This is a genomic window from Burkholderia sp. L-4, from assembly GCF_056856535.1.
Window position 1 is genome coordinate 1,727,559 of the sequence record NZ_JBXEOX010000002.1, and the last position, 23,491, is coordinate 1,751,049.

The following is a 23,491-nucleotide window of genomic DNA, read 5'->3' on the forward strand; positions in this document are numbered from 1 at the left end:
GCCGGGGGCGGCGCGCGAGCGCCGGCGCCGGCCGACTGCGAAGCATGAGACTGGAGCCACAACGACGTGACCGAACCGGGTGTGAAGGAATTGAATGCGGTGCTGGCGCGCGTGCCGTCCGTCGAGCGCGTGCTGTCGTCGGCACCGTTGCAACCGCTGATCGCGGACTATGGCCGCACGCGCGTATTGAACGCCGTGCGCGCCGAACTGGAGCGTTGGCGCACCGCCGCGCAGCACGATCCGGCCGCAGCCGAGCCGCTCGACGAGCCGCGCATCGCCGCCACCCTCGCGCGCACGCTGGCCGCGCAGAGCACGGGCGCCGTGCGTGCCGTGTTCAACCTGACCGGCACCGTGCTGCACACGAATCTCGGGCGCGCGCTGTTGCCCGACGACGCGGTGCGCGCGGTGGTCGACGCGCTCACGCAGCCCGTCAACCTCGAATTCGATCTGGCCACGGGCCGCCGCGGTGATCGCGACGACCTGATCGACGCTTTGCTGTGCGAACTGACGGGTGCGGAAGCCGCGACCGTCGTCAACAACAACGCGGCGGCCGTATTGCTGACGCTGTCGGCGCTTGCGACGAAGCGGGAAGTCGTCGTGTCGCGCGGCGAGCTGGTCGAGATCGGCGGCGCATTCCGCATTCCCGACATCATGAGCCGCGCCGGCGCGAAGCTGCGCGAGGTCGGCACGACCAATCGCACGCACCTGCGCGACTACGCGGACGCGATCGGCCCGCGCACGGCGCTGCTGATGAAGGTGCACTGCAGCAACTACGCGATCAGCGGCTTCACGAAGGAGGCGACGCTCGCCGAACTCGCGCCGCTCGCGCGCGAGCGCGGCGTGCCGGTCGCCGTCGATCTCGGCAGCGGCACGCTTGCCGACCTGTCGCAATGGGGGCTGCCGCATGAAACGACCGTGCAGGAAACCGTCGCCGCCGGGGCAAACGTTGTCACGTTCAGCGGCGACAAACTGCTCGGCGGGCCGCAGGCCGGCCTGATCGTCGGCGACCGCGCGCTGATCGCGAAGATCAAGAAACACCCGCTCAAGCGCGCGCTGCGCGTCGGCAAGCTGACGCTCGCGGCGCTCGAACCCGTGCTGCGCCTGTACCAGTCGCCCGAGTTCCTGCGCGACCGGCTCACGACGCTGCGTCTGCTGACGCGGCCGCAGCGCGAGATCGCCGAAGCGGCCGAGCGCGTGCGCCCGGTATTGCAGGCCGCGCTCGGCAGCGGTTTCGACGTGACGGTCGAGCCGATGTTCAGCCAGATCGGCAGCGGCGCGCTGCCGGTCGACCAGTTGCCGAGTGCCGGGCTCGTCGTGCGCACGGCGGACGGCAAGCGCGGCGGCCGTGCGCTCGTGCAGCTCGAGAAGCGGTTGCGCGAATGGCCGCGTCCGGTGATCGGCCGCATCGCGGACAACGCGCTGCGGCTCGACCTGCGCTGCCTCGAAGCCGCCGACGAAGCGGCGCTCGTCGCGCAATGCTCGCCGCTGGCGGGGCCCGCTGCATGATCGTCGGGACCGCGGGACACATCGACCACGGCAAGACGACGCTGGTGCGCGCGCTGACGGGCGTCGATACCGACCGCCTGAAGGAAGAGAAGGCGCGCGGGATTTCGATCGAGCTCGGTTACGCGTATACGCCGCTCGACAACGGCGACGTGCTCGGCCTGATCGACGTGCCGGGCCACGAGAAGCTGATTCATACGATGGCGGCGGGCGCGTGCGGGATCGACTTCGCGCTGCTCGTGATTGCCGCCGACGACGGCGTGATGCCGCAGACGCGCGAGCATCTCGCGATCCTGCAACTGCTCGGCGTCACGCATGGTGCCGTCGCGCTGACCAAATGCGATCGCGTCGACGGCGAGCGTGTGGCCGAGGTGCGCGACGAGATCGCCGCGTGGCTGCACGACTCGACGCTGGCCGGCGTGCCGATCTTCGAAACGCAGGCGACGGCAGCGGACGATCCGGGTGTCGCCGCGTTGAAGCGTCACCTGGCCGACGCGGCGATCGCGTGGCGCGCGCGCCGCGACGACGGGCTGTTCCGGCTCGCGGTCGACCGCGTGTTCACGCTCGCGGGGCAGGGCACGGTCGTGACGGGCACCGCGTTCGCGGGCCGCGTCGCGACGGGCGACACGCTCGCGATCGTGCGTACCGGCGGCGCGGCGCGTGTGCGCAGCATCCATGCGCAGAACCGGCCGGTCGAGATCGGCCGCGCGGGCGAACGGTGCGCGCTGAATCTGGCCGGTGTCGACAAGGCCGACGTCGAGCGCGGCGATACCGTCGCCGATGCGCGGCTCGCCGCGACGTCGCCGCGTCTGGACGTCGAGCTGACGCTGCTCGCGGATGCAGGGCTGTCGCTCACGCACTGGGCGCCGCTGCACGTGCATCTCGGCACGCTGCACCGCGTCGCCCATGTCGCGCTGCTCGACGGCGACACGCTCGCGGCCGGCCAACGGATGCGCGTGCAACTGGTGTTCGACGAACCGGTGTTCGCGCTGCCGGGCGACCGGTTCATCGTCCGTAATCCGCAGGCGACGCGCACCGTCGGCGGCGGCCGGGTGCTCGATCCGTTCGGGCCGGCCCGCAAGCGTCGTACGCCTGCCCGCCGCGCGTGGCTCGATGCGCTGGCCGCGTGGCTCGACGAAGGGCGTCTCGATGCGCTGCTCGCGCAGGCTCCGCTCGGCATTGCGCGCGCAACGCTCACGCATCTGACGGGCTTCGCGCCGAATGCGCTGGCGTTGCCGGAAGACGCGCGGGCGATCGGGCAGCGCGACGCCGCGTCGAACGACGGCGCGGTGATTTCGCATGCGCACTGGCGCACGCTGCAGACGCGGGCGATCGACACGCTGCGCACGTATCACGAACGCATGCCCGACGAGCAGGGGCTCGACGCCGCGCGCCTGCGGCGGATGGCCGCGCCGCTCGTCGGCGATGCGCTATGGCGCGCGCTCGTCGATGCGCTGGTGGCCGGCGGCGAAGTCGCGCGCAGCGGGCCGTGGCTGCATCTGCCGTCGCATTCGGTGAGCCTGGAGCCGCGCGAGGAAGCACTCGCGCGGCAACTGTTGCCGCTGATTCAGGCGGGGCGCTTCGATCCGCCGTGGGTGCGCGACCTGGCGCGCGACACGGGCGCGGCCGAGGACGCGGTGCGCGCGTTGCTGCGCAAGCTCGCGCGGCGCGGCGACGTGCACCAGGTCGTGCGCGACCTGTTCTATCACGCGGACGTCGCGCGCGAGCTGGCGGCGCTGGTCGCGCATCTCGCGCCGTCGCGCGGCGGCGGGCTCGATGCCGCGACATTTCGTGATGCGACGGGGCTCGGCCGCAAGCGTGCGATCCAGATTCTCGAGTTCTTCGACCGGGTTGGGTATACTCGCTTCCACCGCGATCTTCACTACCTGCGGCCTGACAGCGGTTGGGTGGGTATTCAGGCGTAGGCGCTCGTTGTTCTTGGGTTCTTTTCCCACGGAAGGCATTCGTATCCGGTGGTACGGCCGGGCTTCAAACCCGGTTGGGGGTGTCAGACACTCCCGGGTCAGTTCGACTCTGGCTGCCTTCCGCCACCGCGATTCCCCGCGATCGGTGCGCGCCGCACGGCGCATCGCGTCTTGATTCGCTCGTCTTGAATCTTCCTCGTGGGAACCACGCACCGAGCAGCAAGCGGTGACGGCAAGGCGGCGTACGCGTTGCTTGTCGCGAACGAGGAAAATCCATCCCTGCCGTCGCGGGTCCGCAGAATTTTTCCGATTCGAATCCCGAAATAAAAGAAGGGTGAATTGCCGTGGGCCTGGCCTGTAAAGCAGGATTATCTTTCGTGGACTGAAGCGGTGTGCGTCGATAATTGAATAAGTGAAGAATATCGCAATCAAAACGCTAATGGTGATTGTGCGATTTCCAGAAACTATCAAACTGATTTTGATCCCGATTCCGATCGGACCGGTTTTGTGACGCGGGTTTGCAAGCTTGGCCGGGCGCATTGTCGGACGTCGGGCGGACAGGATGCCAACGCCGTCGCGCCGTGCGTGCCGCGCTGCTCGACCCTTCAACTTTTCCGGAAATCTGTCGACAATGTAAGGCGTTGCATTCCGAAATCGAGAACTGATTATTCCGGTTGCTGTGCGTGGTTTTATTTGGCAGGATTTTCATCACGTTGCCCGGTCCTAAAAAACAAAGCGGTCGATAATTCAATTAACGTAAATGACACGTTCCGGATGAGCGACGGTTTGACGGAAAGACGACAAGAAAAGTGAAGAGGCGGCGAACAGGCGGCATCGTTCGCAATTGGTGAATCAATCGCTTGCCCGGCAATGTCGATGCGTCACGCCATCGATCCGGGTGAATCCGACACGGGGCGGTCATGGCGATACTCAAGAACGATTCTTCCGGGGAAGCGTGCCTGCTGCGCGCGTATCACGTGTTCGGCCGCGATGCCGCGCGCTGCGATACGGTCATCCGGGACGCATCGGTGTCCCGGGTCCATGCCCATATCCGCTGGAGCGGCGGTCTGTGGGAACTGCACGATCACAGCAGCAACGGCACGTCGGTATCGGGCGTGCCGTTGCGCGACGGCGAGCACGCGGTGCTGCGGCCCGGCGACGTGATCCGGTTCGGCCAGGCCGGTACCGCGCCGTGGCGCGTCGATGCGCTCGACGATCCGGCCGATACGCTGTGGCCGATACGCGGCGCCGCGCCGCCGATCGTGCTTGCGCCGAGCCAGACCTTGCCTGCCCGTGCCGCGCGGCCGATCACGATCGTCCGGTCGGCGGCCGGCGAATGGCTGTGCGACGATACGTTGCCGCCACGCACGCTCCATGACGGCGACGAAGTGTCGAGCGGCGACTGCACGTGGTGCGTGACGCTCGTGAGCCGCGGCTCGACGATGATGCTCGCCGCGCCCGCCGATCCCGCCCTGCCGGGGCATCTGCTCGAATTTTTCGTCAGCCGCAACGAAGAGCACGTGCGCATGCTGCTGCACGTGCGCGGCGGCGTGGTCGACCTCGGCGAACGGGCTCATCACTACAGCCTCGTCACGCTTGCGCGTGCCCGCTCGGCCGACATGCAGGCCGGCTACGACGCCGTCTCGCAAGGCTGGATCGACCTCGGCCGGCTGGCGCACATGCTGGGTATCGATCCGTCCCATGTCAACGTGCAGATTCACCGCGCGCGCAGCCAGTTCGCGGCGCTGCCGGGGCTCGACGCGAGCCAGCTCGTCGAGCGCCGGCGCGGCAGCGTCCGCTTCGGCGATTTTCCGTTCCGCATCATGCGCGGCGAGCATCTCGAATGCCAGTCGGTGCCGGGCGTCGCGCTGCGTATCGGCGCACTTCGTCCCGTGTCGGGCCCGGTCGTCCATTACTCGTGAGCGCGGGGGAACAGGCCATGTTGCCGACCGTGTCCCGCACGCCCGAATCGCGGCAGCCCGTCGCGCCTTTCGCCGAGCTTGCCGGCAAGCGGCACTACCGGCTCGGCCCGCTGCTTGGCGAAGGCGGCAACGGCGTGGTGTTTCGCGCGACCTGCGGCGAAACGGGGCAGGCGGTCGCGATCAAGCTGATGCGCGACGATGCCGCGCGGACCGCGTCGGAGCGCGCGCACCAGCGCGCGCGCTTTCGGCGCGAGACGAGCCTGTGCGAAGCGCTGCGGCACCCGAACATCGTGGCGCTGCTGGACCGGGGGGAAGCGCCGGACGGGCGGCTGTTCGCGGTATTCGAGCTGGTGCAGGGCCTGACTGTGCGCGACCGGCTCGCGGCGCAGGGGCCGCTGTCGGCCGTCGACACCGGGCGCCTGATGACGGAAGTGCTCGACGCGCTCGCGGCCGCGCATCGGCGCGGCATCGTGCATCGGGACCTGAAACCGCAGAACATCGTGATCGCGATCGCCGATGACGGGCCGCACGCGAAGCTGCTCGATTTCGGCATCGGCGCATTGCTGCCCGGCGCCGAAGACGTCGCGCGCCAGACCGCGACGCTGGCGACCGAGGTGCTCGGTTCGCCGTCGTATTGCGCGCCCGAGCAACTGCGCAACGAGCTGCCGACGCCGAGAAGCGACCTCTATGCATGGGGCCTGGTCGTGATCGAATGCCTGACGGGCAATGTCGTCATGCACGGCGCGAGCGTGGCCGACATTCTTTATCAGCAGCTCAGCCCGGTGGATGTCGCGCTCCCGCCGTCGATCGCGTCGCATCCGCTCGGCGCGGTGCTGCGGCGCGCGCTGAACAAGAATCCGGAGCAGCGCGCCGCGTCGGCCGACGAACTGGCGCGGCAGTTCCGCGCGCTGAACTTCGCGGCGCTCGTCGGCCAGTTCGACGCCGGCCGTGCAGGCCGGCAGCTGCGCCCGCACCCGTTCGCGCCGCGCGGCGACACGATCGCGGCGGCCGGCGAGTACCGGCAGGTCACCACGCTGTGCTGTTGCGTGGCGATTGCCGGGGAGGGCCGGCAACGCCACGCGGGAGCCGATCATGGCGACCTGCTCGACGGCTACGAGGAGCAATGGCTGACCAAGTGCGCCGACATCGCCATCGGCTACGGCGCGCACGCGGGCGGGCGGCTCGGCGATACGCTGCTGTTCCATTTCGGCTTGCAGGGCGACATCGACCGGCCCGCCCGCCGCGCGGCGCGCGCGGCGCTCGACATGGTGCGGGTGGCCGAGCGCGCGCGGCTGCCGGTACCGGCGACGGCCGGCGGCATCGGCGGCGGCGACGGCTGGCGGGTCGAAGTGGCCGCCGCGATTCACGTCGGGCAGGTGCTCGCGCATGCATCGCACATGTCGGGCGTATCGACGCCCGCCGCGGCGTCGCGATTGTTGAGGCTCGCCGGACCCGGGCAGATCCTGGTCAGCGACGATGCGCGGCTCGCGCTCGATCGGCATGCCGACCATCGGCCGACCGCGTTGCGGCTGGCGCGCGCGGGCCTTCTGCCGCAGCCGGTCCATGAATTGCTCGGCGAGCGTCGCGCCGATACGCCGTTCGATTCGCTCGACACCGGCGTGCGGGTACCGATGGTCGGCCGCACCCACGAGCTCGACGCGCTGTTGCGCCATTGGCAGGAGACGCTCGCGCGATACCGTCGCGCGATGCGCGGCGAGCCTGCGCCGCACGGCGTGCCGCGGCTCGTCGTCGGTGAAGCGGGAATCGGCAAGTCGCGCCTCGTGCACGAGCTGTGCGAGGCCGTGCGGATCCAGGGCCACGCGTTCGCGCATTGCGGGTGCCTGCCGGAGCGCGAGAATCATGCGTTGTTTCCGGTCCTGAGGTTCATCGGCGCGCATTGGCATATCGACGCCGACAGTCCGGCCGGCGGCGCGCTCGACGCGATCGACACGATGATCGCGCCGCTCGAGTGCGATCATGCGGCGGCCCGCGCCGCGCTCGCCACCTGGCTGGGGCTGCCGTGCGATGCGAAGGGGTTCCTGTGGTCGAGCGTACGCGAACGGCACGCGCTGTTCGACGTCCTCGAACAGTTGATCGTGTCGCTCGGCAACGGCGCGCCGGTGCTGCTCGTCGTCGAGGACGTCCAGTGGATCGACCGCGCGACCGAGGATTTTCTCGCCTACCTGCAGCGCTCGCCGCGCGCGGCGGCGCTCGCCGTCGTCTTCACGTCACGCCCCGAGAAGCTTGGCCGGTGGCGCGCCGCGACCGAGCGCCTGGTGCTGCGCCGCCTGCCGCGTGCCGACGCGCAGCGCCTGATGTCGGCGTACCTCGGGCAGGGCGTGCCCGATCCGGCCTGGCTCGACCCGCTTGCCCGCCGCACGGCCGGCATCCCGTTGTTCATCGAGGCCGTCGCGCGCGAGTTGACGACGAGCGGCGCGGACGGCGCGCTCGCGGGGCCGCGGGCAACGGATCCCTTTCCGCTTCCGCTGAGTCTCGGCGGCATGCTCGGTCTCGCGTTCGACCGGATCGACGATGCGCGCGACACCGCGCAGCTCGCCGCGACCATCGGGCTCGAGGTGGATGCGCAATTGCTCGCCGATGCATCGCCGCACGATCGGACCACGCTCGACGGGCATCTGCGGCTGCTGCTCGAAGAGCGGATCGTGTACGCGCAACATCGGCGCGATCGGGTGTTCTATGCATTCCGCCACGCGTTGATCCGCGACGCGGCCTATGAATCGATGCCGCCCGCCGTGCGGCGCGGCAACCATGCGCGGGTCGGCCGCGCATTGATCGCGGAAGCCGATCGGGGCGCCGGTGCGCACACGTTCGGTGTCGCCGGGCACTTCGCGCGCGCGGGTGCCCTGGCCGACGCGATCGCGCACGGCATCGACGCGGCGCGCCGTGCGCTCGAGGGCGCGCGGTACGACGACGCGATCCGCTACGGGCAAGCCGTGTTCGAATGGCTCGGCAATGCCGACTACGCGCAACGCGAACACGACAGCGCACGCATCCGCACGACGCTGACGCACGCGACGATGGCACGGTTCGGCTGGGCGGACCCGCAGGTGCGCGAGCATGCCGAGCTGCTGCTGCGGCAGGTGCGGACGCTCGACGACCCGGGGCTCGAGATCAGCGCGCTGTGGACCTTGTCGACCTACTACCACGTCGCGGGCGACCGTCCCACCGTGCGCGGGATCGGCTTGCGGCTCGACGCGCTCGCGACCGAGCGCGGCGATGCCGGCGTTCGGGTCGCGGCGGACGCGATGCGCGGCATGAGCCTGTGGGTCGACGGTCACTATGCGCGCGCCCGCGCCGCGTTCGAGGCGGTGCTCGCGGGCTACGACGTGCGGCGCGACGCGAACCACCGGCGCATCCTCGGGCTCGATACGCGTGCATGGACGATGGCGTCGCTCGCAAGCGTGCGCTGGTGCATGGACGACGATCCGCGTGCCGCGCTCGCGATGGCGCACGACGCGGTGTATTGCGCGACCTGCCTCGACCATTTGCCGACGCTCGGCGTCACGATGATGTACCTCGCGCGCACGTACCAGCTTGCGGGCGATCGCGATGCGGCGCTCGCGCTGTCGGACGCGATTCTGCGCCTGTCGGAGATTCACCGGCTGCGCGCGGTCGAGCACTACGCGGCGATCATTCGTGCGTGGGCGACCGGGGATCGCGCGGGTGTCGTCGAGCATCTCGACGCGCAGCGGCGATCGGGCGGGCGGCTCGGGCTGACCTACTACGCGTCGCTGCTGGCGGAACTGGATGCCGCGCGCGGCGAGTACGGCGCCGCGCTTGCCCGGATCGACGAATGCCTCGCACGGTGCGAATCGACCGGGGAGCGCTATTACGAAGCGCAACTGCTGATGAAGAAATGCGAATACTTGCGCCTGGCCGATCCGCGATGCGGCGGCGTGGCCGCGCTGGACGCGTGCCGGCGCGCAGTCGAAATTGCAACAGCGGCGGGCATGGGCCGCGTCGCCAGGCTCGCCGGAACGCTGTTGCAGTCGTTGCCGTAAGTGGTTCCATTCGTCCATCAGGAGAACAGAGAGATGAGCAAGGATCTTCGACTACCGACGTACGAGCAGTTTCTGGAATACCGCGCAACCGTCATCCGGGCGATCGCGCTGGCGTGGCATTCGCCGGCGTTTCTCGACGAACTCGAGGCCGACCCGATCGAGGCGCTGCGCGAGCATTTCGACTATCACTTTCCGTTCCGGCTCGACCTGAAGGTGCAGCCGAAATCGTCCGAGTGGACGCCGACCGTCAACGGCGACTGGACGGCCGGCCGGAGAAACAAGCTCACGCTGTACCTGCCGCCCGCGCCGGCGGACAAAGCGCAATTCGCGCAGGCGCTGGCCGCCTACAACGCGAACCACATCACCATCATGGAATGACCGCGGGGAAACCGACATGGCCAACAACAACGCGAATCCGACGCTCGAATCGATGCTGGAGTTCCAGAAGGTCTATCTGCGCGCGATCGCGCTCTCGTGGCGGGATCCGGAATTCAAGGACGAGCTGCTGGAGCGGCCGCTGGAGACGCTCGCGAAATACTTCGGTTACCAGTGTCCGTGGATCGTCGACATCGAGGTCGTCAAGACCCATGGCGATCATGGCTGGAAGCGCCATGCCAACGGCGGCGGGAGCTGGCACCTGCCGCGCAACGTGATGACGGTCGGCATACCGGAGCAGCCGTTGGGCCTCGACGAGGAGGCCGTTGCGCTCGCGGCCTACTGCGACGCCGGGCCGAGTTACCTGTTCACCTGCTGCTGACGCGGCGCGGCCGCGCCGTGTACCGTCGCGCGGCCCCGGCGCCGCGCGACGTTCGTTTACCCGCCGCATGGAACCCGACGATGCTCGATGACCCTTCGCGCGTGTTGCGCTTCAAGCCGCATTTGCTCGTGCTCGATGCCGGGCCCGAGACCTTGTTCGTCGTCGACGAATTCAAGCGCGTGATGCTGTCCGGCGCGATTTTCGTGCGGATCGCGGCGTGCCTGCGGGCGCGGATGACGATCGCGGAGACCGTGACGTCGCTTGCCGGTGCGTTCGGCGAATGGGACGTGCTCGCGCGTCTCGATCAACTGGTGCGTCGCGGGTACGTGCGCGCGGACCTGCCGCACGACGACGATGCGGCGCGCGGCTTCTTCGAGCGTGCGGGGCTCGACGGCGACGCGGCTTGCGGGCACGTCGCGCAACTGCGTGTCGCGATCGAGCGGTTCGGTGTCGCCGATACGGCGCTCGGGCGCGCGCTCGACGCAGCCGGCATCGACGTCGTGACGGAGGCCGGGCTGACCGTCGCGATCGCCGATACGCACGATCGCGACGATCTCGCCGCGTGCGCCGCCCGCGTCGCGGCGCGCGGCGGGGCGTTGCTCGTCGTGACGACGGGCGGCGTGCAGACGCTGATCGGACCGTTGCTGGCCGGCGGCGACGCGCTCGCCGACGCGCCGTGCATCGAATGCGTGCGCTACTGGATTCGCATCAACCGGCCCGTCGAAGCGCTGCTCGCGCGCCATCACGGCCGCGACGCGGCGCGTCTGCCGCCGGCGGCGTCGCGTGCGGCGGCCTTTGCCGCGGCGGCGCTCGTGGCGGCGACGGTCGAGCAGATCGCCGTCAACCCCGCGGCGTCGGCACGGGCGCAGACCCATATCGTGGCGCAGCGCATCGACACGCTGGCCGCCGAGCGTCACCGCGTGCTGAAACGTCCGCAATGCCCGTGCTGCGGCAATCCCGGGTGGATGCGCGAACAGGCGGCGCGCGCGCCGCGTCTCGCCGATCATGAACCGCTGGCGCGCGCCGACGGCGGCTACCGCATCGCCGATCCGCAGCAGGTGTTCGCGCGTCATGCCCATCTGGTCTCGCCGGTCAGCGGCGCGATCGCTTACCTGCATCCGATGCCGAAGCGGCACGCGGGCCTGCGCAAGGTCTACGCGTCGGGCTTTCTCGTGTGCCCGGCGGCCGTGCCGGGCAGCAACCGCTTCGACAGGATCTGCGCCGGCAAGGGCCGTACCGACGATCAGGCCCGCGCGAGCGCGCTGTGCGAGGCGCTCGAGCGATTCAGCAGCGTGTACCAGGGGGACGAGGCGACGCTGACGGGAAGCCTCGAAAGCCTGCTCGCCGATCCCGCATACGACGCCGCCCCGATCCACGTGAACGCCCTTCAGCAGTTCAGCGAACGGCAATTCGACGCGCGCGACGCGATCAACGCGTTGACCCGCGATGTCCGGAAACAGGTGCCGCCGCGCTTCACGGCGCACGACGTCATCGACTGGACGCCGGCCTGGTCGCTCGTGACCGGCCGGCGCCACCTCGTGCCGCTGAGTTACTGCTATGCGGAAACGCCGGACAGCGCGCGGGCGCCGGCCGCGTGCGTGCACAACCCCAACGGCTGCGCGGCGGGCTCGAGCCTCGACGAGGCGATCCTGCAAGGCATGCTCGAATTGATCGAGCGCGATGCGGTCGCGATCTGGTGGTACAACCGGATCGCGCGGCCCGGCATCGAATTGTCGAGTTTCGATGATCCGTATTTCGACGCGCTCGTGCGCGAATACGCGACGCTCGGATGGCGTTTGTGGGCGCTCGACATCACCGCCGACCTCGGGGTGCCGACCGTGGCCGCGCTCGCGGAAAATCCGCAGGACGGGCGCTTCTCGATCGGCTTCGGCTGCCATCCGGACGGCGCCATCGCAGTGAACCGGGCGCTGACCGAAGTCAACCAGTTGCTCGATGTCGCCGCGGATGCGCCGGACCCGTGGGATCGCGGCAAGCTGGCGGACACCGGATTCCTGTATCCGGCGGCCGATTTGCCCCGCACGAGCCGCTCGACGTGGCAGCCGATCGGCGCCGCGTCGCTGCCGGCTGCGATCGCGCAGGGTGTCGGGCGCATCGCGGCGGCCGGCATGGACGTGCTCGTCGTCGACAAGACGCGACCCGACCTCGGCCTGTCCGTCGTGCAGGTGATCGCGCCGGGGCTGTGCCATTTCTGGCCGCGCTTCGGCGCGCAACGGCTCTATTCGGTTCCCGTTCGACTGGGTTGGCGGGGCCAGCCGAGCCGCGAGACGGAGTTGAACGAGGCGCTGCTGTTTCTCTGACGGGCCGGTCGCCGCGGCACGACGGCCCGCCACTGCGTCGACCGCGGCCGCGCGGCGGCCTCGGCCCGCCGGACCGGATGCCGCCGCGCGCGGCCGCTTTCATGCCGTCGCGCTGCCCGATCGTGCCGCGACGACCGGCCGGCGTCACGCCAGCGCCTGGGCGGGCAGGCGCCGCGCGACGGCCTCGTCGGATTTCAGCGACGCGGCCAGATGCAGCGCGGTCGTCGTCATGCCGCCCAGGCCGACGATCACGAGCAGCGCGAGGAGCGAGATGCCCTCGGTCGCGGCGACCACCGCCTTGACGCCCAGGAAGCGGAACACCTGACCGGTGATCGTGTCGACGAACGCCTCCGCCGCTTCGACGCCATCCAGTTCCTCGCCGCTCTTCACGGCCCACACGATCGTCAGGGCCAGCCGCGCGCAGCCCCACAGATTCACCGTGACCTGATCCACTTCCGCGGGGATCTTGTACTTCTTGCCGGCGATCTTGAGCGCCGCGGCCCGTCCGTACCCGACGACGGTGTTCAACAGCCAGAGCAGGTTGTTGAGCCCCTTGCCGTCGTTGCACGAGAAGCCGCCCGCGTCGCTCGCGATCATCCATGGCACGCTGAAGAACGCGGAGCCGAAGCCCATGAACAGCGAGCCGGTGCCGATCGCCTCGACCTCGACCTCCTCGGTCTGCAGCGCGATCTCGATGGTGTCGAGAATGGTCGCGGCAAAGATGCAGACCGACGCCGATACGCCGAAGAAGACCGCGATGGCCGATTTCTGCTCGGCGCTGACCATCAGCGAAACCTCGGACTTCGGCGCGATTCCGCTCTGCTCGGCGAGCCACTGCGCGGTGAACGACGACTTGAAGCGGGTGACGCTCGCGGCGTCGGGGAACGGCGCTTCATGCTTCACGAGCTTGTACAGCAACGTGCCGGGGATGGCGACGACGTACGAGAACAGGTCGCGCACCTTGAAGCTCAGCGACGAGCCGGTGATCAGCTTGTAAAGCTGCGACACGAACGGGATTTCCCATTCGGTGTCGAACAGGTCCTTGACCGCGCCGATCACGTCGGCGACCAGGTCGAGAATCGTCAGGACCAGGCCCTTGGCCGCGCTCAACGCGAACTGGGTGACGGCCTCCATCACCTTGACGGTGCCGGCGAACAGCAGGTCGAGCACGCGATCGGGCGTGCGGCCGATCTGTTCGAAGTAGGCGGCGGCGTCGTGGAACGCGTTCTTGCCCTGGCCGAACTCGAAGTTGTCGGCGACTGCCTTCAGCTTTTCGCACAGGCCCTGGAGCGGATCGGCGGCGACGGCCAGCGCATCGCCACGGGACAACACGCGGGTCGATTTGTAGTTATCCGAAAAGGCATTGAGCAGCACGTTGTGGCTGGTCGACTCGCCGATGCGCGGGTCCGGGCGATCGACGTCGTCCGCGTACTGGCCGATCCCGAGCTTCGGGTCGAGTTGCGCGAGGAACGTGTTGACGGCCTTGTCGATCTCCGTCTGCAGGTGGTCGAAACCGGCCGCCACCTGGCCTTTCACCGCCTCGACCGCCAGGAGCAGGTAGTCGAAGGTCGCGTCGAACGTATGGCGGGTGGCCTCCGCCGATCGCTTGATGTCGCCCCACGCGAAGAAGAAGGCCAGCCACTCGTACAGTTCCTTGAAGAACACCTTGAGCTTGTTCCAGATGCCCTCGACGATGTCGAACGCCTGCTGGAAGAGCTTGATGGTCTTGTCGATCAGGTACGTCACGCCGTCGATGAGGAAGTTGAAGACGACCTTGATCTCGTTGACGAGGCGCGTGACCGGATCGACGATGGTCGTCACGACGAATTCCTTCAGGCCGTCGATGATGCGGCCGACGCCGTTCTTGATCGCGTTCCAGATGTCGCCCCAGTCGATGCCGAGAAAGCCGGCATTCGCCAGGGTTTCGTCGCCAGACGACGCGAGCGCGCGGGAGCGCAACAGGTAGGCGCCGGCCTGGTCCGCGGTCAGGTCGTCGTAGTGCACGCCGGTATCGGTGAACGACACCCGCCAGTGCTGGGCGGGCACGTCTTCCGGCACGAGCGCGAACGGGTCGGCCGTGCCACGCGTCGTATGCCGCAGCCCGACGAGCGAGCGGTTGGCGCCGAGGTAGCGCAGGCTCCGGGCCGACGCGTTGGCCGGCATGCCGAACGACATCGACTGGCGCATGATCTTCGCCACGTTCTCGGCGTTTTCGCGGGTCCGGAAATCCCCGGCCAGCAGGTAGGCGCCGGAGGCGGTCTTCGCGTTCCAGACGGCGTCGGTGTCGACCGCGTGCATCTTCTCCTGCAGCGCGCCGTTCGGCTCCACGGTGACGCCTTCGCCCGGCTGCATGAACTGCGTGCGGACGTGGTAGCTGGGGCTCGCGAGGCTGTTGGTGAAGCGCTCGATCACCACCTTGCCGCCGCCGCCCGACAGCACCGGGATCGTGTAGTCCGGGCTCGCCTGGTAGTAGAGGCCGTTGATGCGCAGCGGCACCATCGACGCGGCATCGATCTGCACCCGGGCGTTGACGGCAAGCTGGCCGGCGTCGTCCAGCACCGTGATCTCGGTGGCATGGGTCGGCACCGACGTCATCTCGCCCGTGCCCTGCAGGCGGATTTCCTCGTTGGTCCACTGGGTCGTCTTCGGGTCCTGCCAGAAGCGGTACAGCCTGCTGTCCGACGACACGGAATACGCTTCCGAGTAGCCGGCGGCGTTGCGGCCGACGGTGAATTTCGTGTTGGGCACCGGGTTGCCGAGTTCGAACAAGCTCGACCAGCTCACCTTGTTGAGCCCGCTGCTGATCTGCCGCGTATGGTAGAGCCGCTGATCCTTGCCGATCGCGAAGACCTCGAGCAGGCCGCCTGCGTTGATGACCGCCCGCAGGCCCGTGACCGGCGCCGCGTTGCTGACCAGCACCCAGTCGTCGAACTGGATGCCCGACGTGCTGTATTTCTTCTCGCGCTTTTGCCAGATGCCGAAGTCGGTATCGACGATGAAGATGTTCAGGCGCTTCTCCTGGTCGGCCACGACGGCGAGGTCGATCGCCTTCTTGTAGCCGAGCGTCGTGAAGTAGGAGAAGCGGAAGTCGCTCTGCGCGAACAGCACGGCGTTGTCCGGACCGATGGCGAACAGCGACTGCTGCACCGGATCGTTCGCGCACATCGCGATGCGCTTGACCGTGGCGTTGTCCGGGCTGCCCTGGCTCTTGCGGATCGGTACCCAGTCGGTCGACCCCCAGGTGCCGTCCGGCCGCAGATAGCTGCTGCCGACTTCGTCGTTGTCGAGCACGACGTTGACGTAGACGTTGCCGAAATTCCGGGTCGACAGCATCTGCTTGAGCGGGCGTTTCGCGCCGGCGGGCTGGCAGTCGGCCTGCGCGTAGCGGCCGTCCTGCCATCGGCTCAGCGTCAGCTTGCCGCTGGCGCCGATGCCGAGGAGATTCGGGTTGTCGTAGTCGTTGCTGCGCGCGAGACAGGGGCTGATCTGGCTCGCGGTGACGCCGAGGTCGGTTTCGGTCCAGCCGGTGTCCGACTGGTTGTCCGCGCGGATCCGGTAGACCTTCTGCGCGGTGCCGGACGAATAGATATCGAGGCGCCCGGCGGCATTGAGGAACGTCGAGATGTCGCTCGCGCCGGTGACCGGGCGGATGATCTCGTAGCTTTCCATCAGACGGGTGCTGACCTGCAGGCCCGATTTCGGATCGGGTGCGTTGCCGTAGAGCGAAGCGGACAGCGACGGTGGGACGGTATGAACGCCAGGCATGGGATCTCTCCAGTGAAAGGGTGGGCGGTGACGGCTAGGGCGTGTCACGCGTGAGCGTGCGCGCCGTTTGCAACAGGGGCGCTGTCCAGCGCCAGCGCATGTCGGTGGACGAGCAGACCGTGGCCTGCGCGCCGGCGTGGGGGCCGAGCATCCCGGCCAGCTGCGCGGCCGCGCGCGCGAAACCGGTGACGCCGTGCCGGGCGCCGCGGCGCAGCGCATGCACGAGTTCCCACAGGTCGGGGTAAAAGGCGGTCAGCCGCGCGCGATGCGCGGGGTTCTCCGCGACGAACGCGATGGCGTCCAGCACGGTGTCGCGCGCCGCGCGGCAGGCGGCGTGGCCGGCGCCGCCCAGCGAGGTCAGCGCCGTCGCGACGTTCGCGTTCACGCATGCATCCACCGGATTGGGGGCCGCACGGCGGTCGAGCCAGGTCCGGCACGCCCCTTGCGCGATCCACGGATCGGCGGACTCCGGGCGGTGGTGCAGCCGCCACGGATGCAGCACACGCTCCAGCGCGTCGCAGGCCTCGGCCGCGGTGCGCCGTCCGAAGCGGGCAAGCAGCGTCAGCGCGAGCGCGGTATCGTCGGCATCCGCGGGCAGGTCGACGCCCAGCCAGGACGGCATCCGGCCGGGCGGATAGAAATGGAACGCGCCCGGGCAGGTGAGCGAGGCGCAGCTTTCGAGGAAGTCGAGGCCGCGGGCGATCGCGCGATCGGCCGCCCCGGCCGGCAGGCGCGCAAGCGCGTCGAGGATCAGGGCCGTGACGAAGGCGTTCTCGTCCGCGTAGCGCCGGTCGCCGACGGTCACGCGCGACGGGAACGCGCCGCCGGGCGCCTGCGCGGAGAGGAGCGCATCGAGCGCGTGGACCGGGGCGCGGCTCGCGCGGGCGGGCAACGCGGCGCTCATGACGACGTCTCGGGATGGTCCGGTGTCAGTCCGATGGCCACGGTCGCCGGCTGGTCCGATGCCACGACGATGCCGAACATCCCGTGCCGGGTCACGAAGCCGCTCGCGCCGGCCAGCGGTTCGCTGAGCGCGCGATAGAAGTGCGTGTCCCATCCGCGGGCGGCGGCCACGCGCAGCACCGTTTCGCGGATGCGGCCGTCGCCGCCGAACAGGTCGTTGGCGACCGCATACAGCGTGAACGTCGACGCGCCGTCCGGGCCGGCACCGATGCTGACGCCGAAATCGGCCGCCGGCAGCGCGGCCTCGATCGCGCTGCAGCAGGCATCCTGCAGCAGGCCGAGCACTTCGTCTGCGCGGTGCTCGAGTCGTGCCGCCGCCATCAGCAGCGGCACATCCGCGCGGAACAGCCGGCGCGTGCGGAGGTAGAGCTCGGCGCGCCGGCCCGCCGGTTGCCAGCCGGCCATGACGGGCCACGCGCCGCGCCGGACGATGCCCGACAGGTCGCCGAGATGGCGGGTGCCCCAGGCCAGCGCGTGCTCGGCGCCGCGCCCGGGCACCTCCGCATAGAGCTTGAAGCGGGGCTTGCCGTCGCCGTGCCGGCCGCCGATCCATGCGCCGTAGGCGAGCGCCGCGTTGTCCTGGAACGACGCGATCGTCGCGAGGTCCGCGGGTTCGATCGACTCGTCCGACAGGGCGGCGATCGCGGCACCCGCGCGACTCAACCGGCGCGCGGGCGGCGTGTCGGGGCCGGCGGGCTCGACGGTATAGCGCAGTTCCGGGCGGCCGAACGCGATGGAGATTTCCACCGGAAAGCCGCTGCGTCCCAGTTTGCTGTCGTTCCAGGCGGCGGGTTCCGCCGGCGAACGGTCGCGCAGCAGGTGCCGCAGCGCGGTGTCCGGCGCGGGCGCCGCGGCCTGGCGTGCGGGCGTCCCGTGCGAGGACGCCAGCGCCAGCGCTCGCTGCACTGCCGGGTGGAGTTCGGCCATGGGCATGGTGGGCGTTCGTGCGTGAAGGCCGCGCTCAGGACAGCGTCGGCGGCAGCGACAGGCGCGGGTTGTCGCTGGACGTCGGTGCCTTGTGCCGCGGCGACGTGCCGTCGGCCGGATAGTAGGTCGCCGACCATCGGAACGACGGGCCGTAGGTTCCCGATGGCGGCAGGTAGGCCCACCACGCATCGGCGCTGTTGCGGTCGAACGAGATCGTCTGTTCGTTTTCACGTGCGGCATCGCTGCCGGTCCACAGGCTCGCTTCCACGCGCACGTAGCGCTCCCAGGAGACGGACTGCGCCGATACCTGGACCGTCGCGAGCGCGATCTCCGGCCCGGCGGGCGTCAGCTCGAATGGCGATCGGGTCAGCGCGATCGGCTTCGGCCTGCCGCCGCCGTCGGGCGTTGCCGTGCCCGCGAAGCTCAGCACGACCCGCTCCGGCTCGACCGCGGCGACGCGCGTTTCCCAGGTCGGCGCGCTCGGGGTGAGGTTGATCTGCGGCAGGCCGGTCTGGAGTTGCCAGCCGGAGCCCAGTTCGAGCGTCTGGACCGACGTGAGGCGCATCGCGCTGTAGAGCGGCGGCGTGGTCAGCATGCCGGGCGCAAAGACGCGCACCAGCCGCGTGCTGAGCGGATAGGGCACCTCGAAGCGGCCCTGCGGCACGGCCTCGCCCTCGAGGTTCGTCGATCCGCTGGACAGCACATAGGTCAGGCCGGCCACCAGCGGCCGCGCGAGATCGTAGTCCTGGCCGGGGCGCAGCAGGACCGACCGTTGCGCGCGGGACAACTCGGCCGTCTTGGGTTGGTTGTCGTACTGCCAGGTCAGCGTCACTTTCTCGACCACGTCGAAGTCGATGGCGTCGCTGGCCAGCAGGATGCGGCCGAAATCGTCGAGCACGATCGACCGCGCGCCGTCGCTCGCGCGGCCCGGCGCGGTCCACGCAGGCGTGCCGTCGGTATAGGTGACCGTCCAGTCGTAGACGAACCATGCCTGTTCCGGCGGCGCGAACGGCAGCGAGAGCGTCACGCTCGGGTGCGTCTTGGCGAGTTCTGCAGTCCTGACCACGCCGTCGTAGCCGGTCACGCGCAACGCGACGGCGGCCACCGCGAATGCGTCGACGTCGGCGGCGGCGATCGAGAAGCGAACGTCGGCCGGCGGCGCGGGGATGATGGCGATGCCTTGCGTGGCCACGCCCGTGCCGGATCGCCGGGTGCCGTCCGTCATCGCGTAGTCGGCGGCCCATTCGACGATGCCCGGGCCGGGCAGCGCGAAGCACCACGCATACGGCCGCTCGCGGGTGAAGGTGTGGGACTGTCCCCCGACGGCGACCTGTACCGAGGACACGGCCGTCCAGTCGAGCGCGTCGAGCAGCGCCGTGACGGAGACGGGTTCGGCGGCGCCGCCGATCGTGGCCTCGGTGCCGACGAAGGGGACCGGAGCGCGCGCGACCTGTTCGCCGGCCTCGTAATCGAGCACCGAGGCGTAGAACGCCTGTCCCGTGTCGGCCGCGGCCACGTCGATCTGCCACGTGCGCCGCGGCGTGTCGGTGTCGAGGACGAGCGTCGCTTGCTGGTAAGCGTTGCGTACCGGATCCTTGAACTCGAGCAGCAGCGTCGCCCGCCGGGGGGCGGGAGGCGATGCGGGGCCGGATTCGGTCGCCAGCTTGACGGTGTAGGTGAGCGTTGTCATGGTCGCGCGCTTGGGTCGGTCGGGAGGGCGGTCAGACCAGGTCGGTCTCGTCGGCCTTGTCGGTCTCGTCGAGGTCGCGGGTCAGGACGTCGCTTGCCGGCAGCCGTACCGAATAGACCGGCTTCGTCCCGCCCTTGGTATCGTGGGGCAGCACCAGCGTGTTGTTGTCGTAACTGCCCTGCGGCCCTTCGACGCCGCGGTTGGTCCCGGCTTCGAAGTAGGTCGTCGCGTACTGGAATTCCGTCGACGCATCGACTTCGCGCGCGAACGTGTAGTAGTAGGGCGACGGGAGGATCGTGGTGCCGTTCGACAGCGTCGTGGGCTTGAAGATGCAGGAGTCGATGTCGGTCTTGCCCGACCCCGACGCGCGGTACATCTGGACTTCGACCTGGATGTACGTCTTCCAGTCGACCAGCGACGGATCGAACGTCACCGTGAAGGGCAACTGGACCGGGAACACGTCCAGTGCGAACGACGGCGTGTTGCCGTAGCGCACCTTGCGGACCGCGACGGATTTGCGCGTGTTGTTCTTGTCGCGGTAATAGACCGTGCCGTCGACCTGGACGGTCGAGGTGCTGCGCTTGACGGCCTGGTATTCCCACGTGCCGGTGTAGTAGTCCTCGATCCCCAGTTCGTGGAACTTGTGCGTCTGGCGATCCGGGCTGTCCGGCTGGTCGGTGTAGCCGGTCGTCAGCGAGACGCCGGTGATCGCCGGCAGCGCGATACTGCCCCCCGGAATCGTGTCGTTCATGACGGTGACCGTGAAGTCGGCGGGGGCGATCATGCTGTAGACGGTCAGGGTCTGGCTGTTCACCACCGGGTACACCGACTGCGGCTGGTTGACGATGATGTCGCCGTTCGTCAGCACGTAGGTGACCGCATAGCTGTAGTTCGCGCCGCTCGGCTGATAGCTGTGGCTGCGGAACTGCACGGCCTGGGCGTTCTTGGTGACCTTGCGTTGATCGACGAACAGCTTGGAGCCGGCGGTCGGCAGGTACGTGAAGTCGATCAGCACGAAGTCGACGTTGTTGCCCGGTTTTTCCGATGCGAATGCGATGTTCGAGCAGATGAACTCGGCTTGCTGGTAGCCGAGGTCGGTGTTGGAAATCTGGAGCTGGTCGCTGCTGCTCTTGAATGGCGGCGACGTGAAGGCATCGCCGTCTTCGGGCTCGACCTGGTACCAGTACGTGTATTCCGATACGAATTGCTTGTTCGCGCCGAAGAAACCGTTGGATTCGTAATGCCAGGTATTGGCCGTGTCGGCGGTGAATGCGTTGGATTCCGGCTGGCCCTTGCCCGGATAGTCGATCGTCACGGTGACCTTCCTGATGCCCGCGTTCTTCAGGTCGGCCGACATCGTCACGGACACATCCAGCGTGCGGTTGTCGACCGTCTTGTCCAGCCGGCTCCAGACCGTCTTGTCGAAGGTCGGCAGGAAGCCCTGCGGCATGATCGTCCAGTCGATGACCTCGTTTTCCTGGTAGACGCGCTGGAACGAGCCGATCGAGTTGATGCTGAAATCGTCGGCCGCGCTCGCGCCGAGGCGGCGCGCGACATCGTCGGCGGCGGCCTGGACCAGCCCCTCGAGCGTCGTGAACGCCCAGTCGTGGACGCGTTGCCGGAACTCGTCCGATGGCTGGACCGACCACGCCAGGTCGACCTTGCCGGAATCGGACTTCTGCATGTATTCGCGGATCGTGGTGCGCCGTCCGGTCTCGCTGCCCCAGACGTTGCGGTCGATGTGGACGGTCTTCTGGTAGCTGGCGGCGATCGCGCAGTCGTAGGTCACGGTGGCCTTGACGGCCGGCAGCTGGCTCAGCGTCGTGGCGACATACTGGATCGACCAGGTCGACAGGCCGACGCCCGAGTCGAAGATGTCGCGAATCGCCTTGACGTCGGCGGCGGTCTTCAGGTCGATGATGAACGTCGCCGCGTTGCTGCCGAAATTGGACGGCGTGACGTTGAGCTGCGTATCGGGCGCCGTGGACGGAAGCGTCAGCGTCAGGAACGCCTGGGCGTCGTTCCACACGAACTGGCCGAATTCGATGCCCTGGCCCAGGACGTTCTTCACGGCCTGGTAGGCCTCCGGGTCGATCACGAGTTCGGCCGTAAACGTCACCGTGCCGGCCGAGCCGCTGTTCGTCCTGAACTCGGTCAGCGCGAACGCCGGAAGGGTGATGCCGTCGACGGTCTGGGTGGCGAGCTGGGGTTTCGGCACGATGTACCAGAGATTCGTGTTCGCGAAATCGCGATAGACGGTGACGCTCTTCCTGTCGTTGTCGTACTTGATGACTCGGGAGTCCTGAATATTGATCATTTCCATCTCCAGTTGAGAACGTGTGGTGTTTCATGCGAGTCCGGCGGAAATTCGCGCGCGGTGCGGCCCGAATCCCCGCCCCCGGACCGGGGGCCGGGTCGAGGTGCGGGGTTTCCGAACCGCGTTACGCCGGACATGTGCCGGTTCGAGGTCAAACGCTCACGGACCCTTCGGGCGGGCTTCCCGTATCGATGCGCCGAAGGTACAGGTGGAAATTAGGCAGTCTGGTGCGACGGTGCAATTACAGGCAATTACACCTGGCGCGATGGCGTGAGACCGATCGGTGCCGGGCGAGGAACGTGGGCCGCGGGCGGCCGCCTGGTTGGCGCCGGGAATGAACCGGAAGGGGCGCGCCGGGTGGCGCGCGGATCGTTTGTCGACCCCCGGGCCGAACGGGGCACGATTTTCCCGGTCAAGCGGTCGCGACCGGTAAAACTTGATCGGTAAATGTCCGGACGCGCAGTGAATTATTTTCCGGCTATAGTGAAACCACTGAGGGTAGACGCGGCGCCTTTTGCCGATGCCGTTCAGGTCACGACTGTAGACGGGTGCTGTATGAAAAATAAAACCGACAAGATCACCGGACCGATCTGGGGCGTAGCAGCAGGATTGCTTCTTGCTGGGGCAGGATTGAGTCTGGGCATTCTCCCGGCGTCGCTGCGCGGCGCGGGAAGCGCAAACGACTTCATGGCGTCCGGCATCGCGATGCTCGGCATCTTTCTCGTCGTTTATTCCACGCACGAATTGCGAAGACAGCGCACGCACTGAGCGTTCGCGCGCCGCCGATCCACGAACGACGACCCGAGCGGGGCGACCGCACGCTCGCGCGCGGTGCGCTTACGCCTTGCGGATTTCGTGGTTGTAGACGAGTTCGACGATTCGCTTCGTCGGAATACTGGCGCGCAGCCCGTCGACACCGTCGATCGGAAACCACTTGCATTTCTCGATCTCGTTGCTCGCTTGCGGCGTCTGGTCCGGGCCGACTTCCGCGAAGAACACGTGATGGATCTTCGCGAGCCCGGTGAACTGCATCGAATACGTCAGGTCCTGGCCGGTCATGCCGGTTTCTTCGCACAGCTCGCGATGCGCGGCCTCGAGCGGCGTTTCCCCGCGTTTGATGGTGCCGCCGGGCAAGGCCCAGCGCGACGCCGTGCGCGCAACGAGCAGCACGCGCGCGTCGCGGTAGCAGACGATGGTCGCGCGTTCCTTGACCTGGACGGTCGTTGCCGCGGGGGCGTTGTTGGGGGCGGGGACTTGGGGCATACCGTGATTCTAACCAGCACGAATCGATCGACCAAGGTGGCCTGACCGGGTTTGACTTTTGATTGTCCTGGCCGGCGCGCCCAGGCGCCGTCGGGGCCATGCCGCGCCGGCTACCCGGC

Annotated in this window: 14 protein-coding genes and 1 tRNA gene; 9 read left to right on the top strand and 6 right to left on the bottom strand. The window is 68.6% G+C overall.

The window, feature by feature from the left end:
• Positions 1 to 66: 66 nt before the first annotated feature.
• The 8 genes from selA (at position 67) to AC1VVG_RS24700 (ending at position 12,447) form a co-directional block, all read left to right on the top strand.
• A complete protein-coding gene (gene selA, locus AC1VVG_RS24665) occupies positions 67 to 1,506 on the top strand; it encodes an L-seryl-tRNA(Sec) selenium transferase (RefSeq protein ID WP_482836508.1) in 1,440 nt (479 codons plus the stop codon).
• Positions 1,503 to 3,428, top strand: a complete 1,926-nt coding sequence (gene selB / locus AC1VVG_RS24670; protein WP_175028754.1) for a selenocysteine-specific translation elongation factor — start codon at positions 1,503 to 1,505, stop codon at positions 3,426 to 3,428. The genes selA and selB overlap by 4 nt, the downstream gene beginning before the upstream one ends.
• A 30-nt stretch (positions 3,429 to 3,458) precedes the next feature.
• Positions 3,459 to 3,554, top strand: a tRNA-Sec gene (locus AC1VVG_RS24675).
• A gap of 794 nt (positions 3,555 to 4,348) precedes the next feature.
• Positions 4,349 to 5,350, top strand: coding sequence for an FHA domain-containing protein (locus AC1VVG_RS24680; protein ID WP_124609409.1), 1,002 nt, complete (start codon positions 4,349 to 4,351; stop codon positions 5,348 to 5,350).
• Positions 5,351 to 5,367: 17 nt separating this feature from the next.
• On the top strand, positions 5,368 to 9,372 hold the full coding sequence (locus AC1VVG_RS24685; protein WP_482836510.1) for a TOMM system kinase/cyclase fusion protein: 4,005 nt from the start codon (positions 5,368 to 5,370) through the stop codon (positions 9,370 to 9,372).
• A 33-nt stretch (positions 9,373 to 9,405) separates the two neighbouring features.
• Entirely contained in the window at positions 9,406 to 9,750 is a 345-nt protein-coding gene (locus tag AC1VVG_RS24690; protein WP_049029779.1) for a BMA_0021/BMA_0022 family TOMM bacteriocin, read from the top strand.
• A 16-nt stretch (positions 9,751 to 9,766) separates the two neighbouring features.
• Positions 9,767 to 10,129, top strand: a complete 363-nt coding sequence (locus AC1VVG_RS24695; RefSeq protein WP_069245918.1) for a BMA_0021/BMA_0022 family TOMM bacteriocin — start codon at positions 9,767 to 9,769, stop codon at positions 10,127 to 10,129.
• An 80-nt stretch (positions 10,130 to 10,209) separates the two neighbouring features.
• On the top strand, positions 10,210 to 12,447 hold the full coding sequence (locus tag AC1VVG_RS24700) for a TOMM precursor leader peptide-binding protein (protein WP_482836512.1): 2,238 nt from the start codon (positions 10,210 to 10,212) through the stop codon (positions 12,445 to 12,447).
• A 144-nt stretch (positions 12,448 to 12,591) separates the two neighbouring features.
• Here the strand turns inward: AC1VVG_RS24700 and AC1VVG_RS24705 are convergent, their stop codons facing one another.
• The 5 genes from AC1VVG_RS24705 to AC1VVG_RS24725 are packed head-to-tail and all read right to left on the bottom strand — an operon-like array spanning position 12,592 to position 22,109.
• Positions 12,592 to 16,212: a DUF8189 domain-containing protein gene (locus AC1VVG_RS24705; RefSeq protein ID WP_059558316.1), complete on the bottom strand. Its 3,621-nt coding sequence runs from the start codon at positions 16,210 to 16,212 to the stop codon at positions 12,592 to 12,594.
• 34 nt (positions 16,213 to 16,246) lie between these two features.
• On the bottom strand, positions 16,247 to 17,116 hold the full coding sequence (locus AC1VVG_RS24710; RefSeq protein WP_482836514.1) for a prenyltransferase/squalene oxidase repeat-containing protein: 870 nt from the start codon (positions 17,114 to 17,116) through the stop codon (positions 16,247 to 16,249).
• The gene (locus tag AC1VVG_RS24715) at positions 17,113 to 18,108 is read right to left on the bottom strand and encodes a hypothetical protein (RefSeq protein ID WP_482836516.1); all 996 of its coding nucleotides are present in this window, start codon (positions 18,106 to 18,108) and stop codon (positions 17,113 to 17,115) included. The genes AC1VVG_RS24710 and AC1VVG_RS24715 overlap by 4 nt, the downstream gene beginning before the upstream one ends.
• A 28-nt stretch (positions 18,109 to 18,136) precedes the next feature.
• Positions 18,137 to 19,792 carry a hypothetical protein gene (locus tag AC1VVG_RS24720; RefSeq protein ID WP_482836518.1) on the bottom strand — a complete coding sequence of 552 codons (1,656 nt, stop codon included), beginning with the start codon at positions 19,790 to 19,792 and terminating at the stop codon, positions 18,137 to 18,139.
• 31 nt (positions 19,793 to 19,823) lie between these two features.
• Positions 19,824 to 22,109, bottom strand: coding sequence for a hypothetical protein (locus AC1VVG_RS24725; protein WP_124609795.1), 2,286 nt, complete (start codon positions 22,107 to 22,109; stop codon positions 19,824 to 19,826).
• A gap of 555 nt (positions 22,110 to 22,664) precedes the next feature.
• On the opposite strand from AC1VVG_RS24725, the gene AC1VVG_RS24730 reads away from it, so the two are divergent.
• Complete coding sequence (locus AC1VVG_RS24730) at positions 22,665 to 22,877, top strand: hypothetical protein (protein ID WP_034185851.1); 213 nt, start codon at positions 22,665 to 22,667, stop codon at positions 22,875 to 22,877.
• A gap of 69 nt (positions 22,878 to 22,946) precedes the next feature.
• On the opposite strand, the gene AC1VVG_RS24735 is transcribed toward AC1VVG_RS24730, so the two are convergent.
• Positions 22,947 to 23,372 carry an NUDIX hydrolase gene (locus AC1VVG_RS24735; protein ID WP_034185852.1) on the bottom strand — a complete coding sequence of 142 codons (426 nt, stop codon included), beginning with the start codon at positions 23,370 to 23,372 and terminating at the stop codon, positions 22,947 to 22,949.
• Positions 23,373 to 23,491 lie beyond the last annotated feature (119 nt).

Bases quoted from the DNA above. Each gene is read 5' to 3' on its own strand.
- selB (WP_175028754.1), top strand. From the start codon at position 1,503: ATGATCGTCGGGACCGCGGGACACATCGACCACGGCAAGACGACGCTG.
- AC1VVG_RS24715 (WP_482836516.1), bottom strand. From the start codon at position 18,108: ATGCCCATGGCCGAACTCCACCCGGCAGTGCAGCGAGCGCTGGCGCTG.
- AC1VVG_RS24735 (WP_034185852.1), bottom strand. From the start codon at position 23,372: ATGCCCCAAGTCCCCGCCCCCAACAACGCCCCCGCGGCAACGACCGTC.
- AC1VVG_RS24700 (WP_482836512.1), top strand. From the start codon at position 10,210: ATGCTCGATGACCCTTCGCGCGTGTTGCGCTTCAAGCCGCATTTGCTC.
- AC1VVG_RS24695 (WP_069245918.1), top strand. From the start codon at position 9,767: ATGGCCAACAACAACGCGAATCCGACGCTCGAATCGATGCTGGAGTTC.
- AC1VVG_RS24690 (WP_049029779.1), top strand. From the start codon at position 9,406: ATGAGCAAGGATCTTCGACTACCGACGTACGAGCAGTTTCTGGAATAC.
- AC1VVG_RS24680 (WP_124609409.1), top strand. From the start codon at position 4,349: ATGGCGATACTCAAGAACGATTCTTCCGGGGAAGCGTGCCTGCTGCGC.
- AC1VVG_RS24710 (WP_482836514.1), bottom strand. From the start codon at position 17,116: ATGAGCGCCGCGTTGCCCGCCCGCGCGAGCCGCGCCCCGGTCCACGCG.
- AC1VVG_RS24730 (WP_034185851.1), top strand. From the start codon at position 22,665: ATGAAAAATAAAACCGACAAGATCACCGGACCGATCTGGGGCGTAGCA.
- AC1VVG_RS24685 (WP_482836510.1), top strand. From the start codon at position 5,368: ATGTTGCCGACCGTGTCCCGCACGCCCGAATCGCGGCAGCCCGTCGCG.
- AC1VVG_RS24720 (WP_482836518.1), bottom strand. From the start codon at position 19,792: ATGACAACGCTCACCTACACCGTCAAGCTGGCGACCGAATCCGGCCCC.
- AC1VVG_RS24725 (WP_124609795.1), bottom strand. From the start codon at position 22,109: ATGATCAATATTCAGGACTCCCGAGTCATCAAGTACGACAACGACAGG.
- AC1VVG_RS24705 (WP_059558316.1), bottom strand. From the start codon at position 16,212: ATGCCTGGCGTTCATACCGTCCCACCGTCGCTGTCCGCTTCGCTCTAC.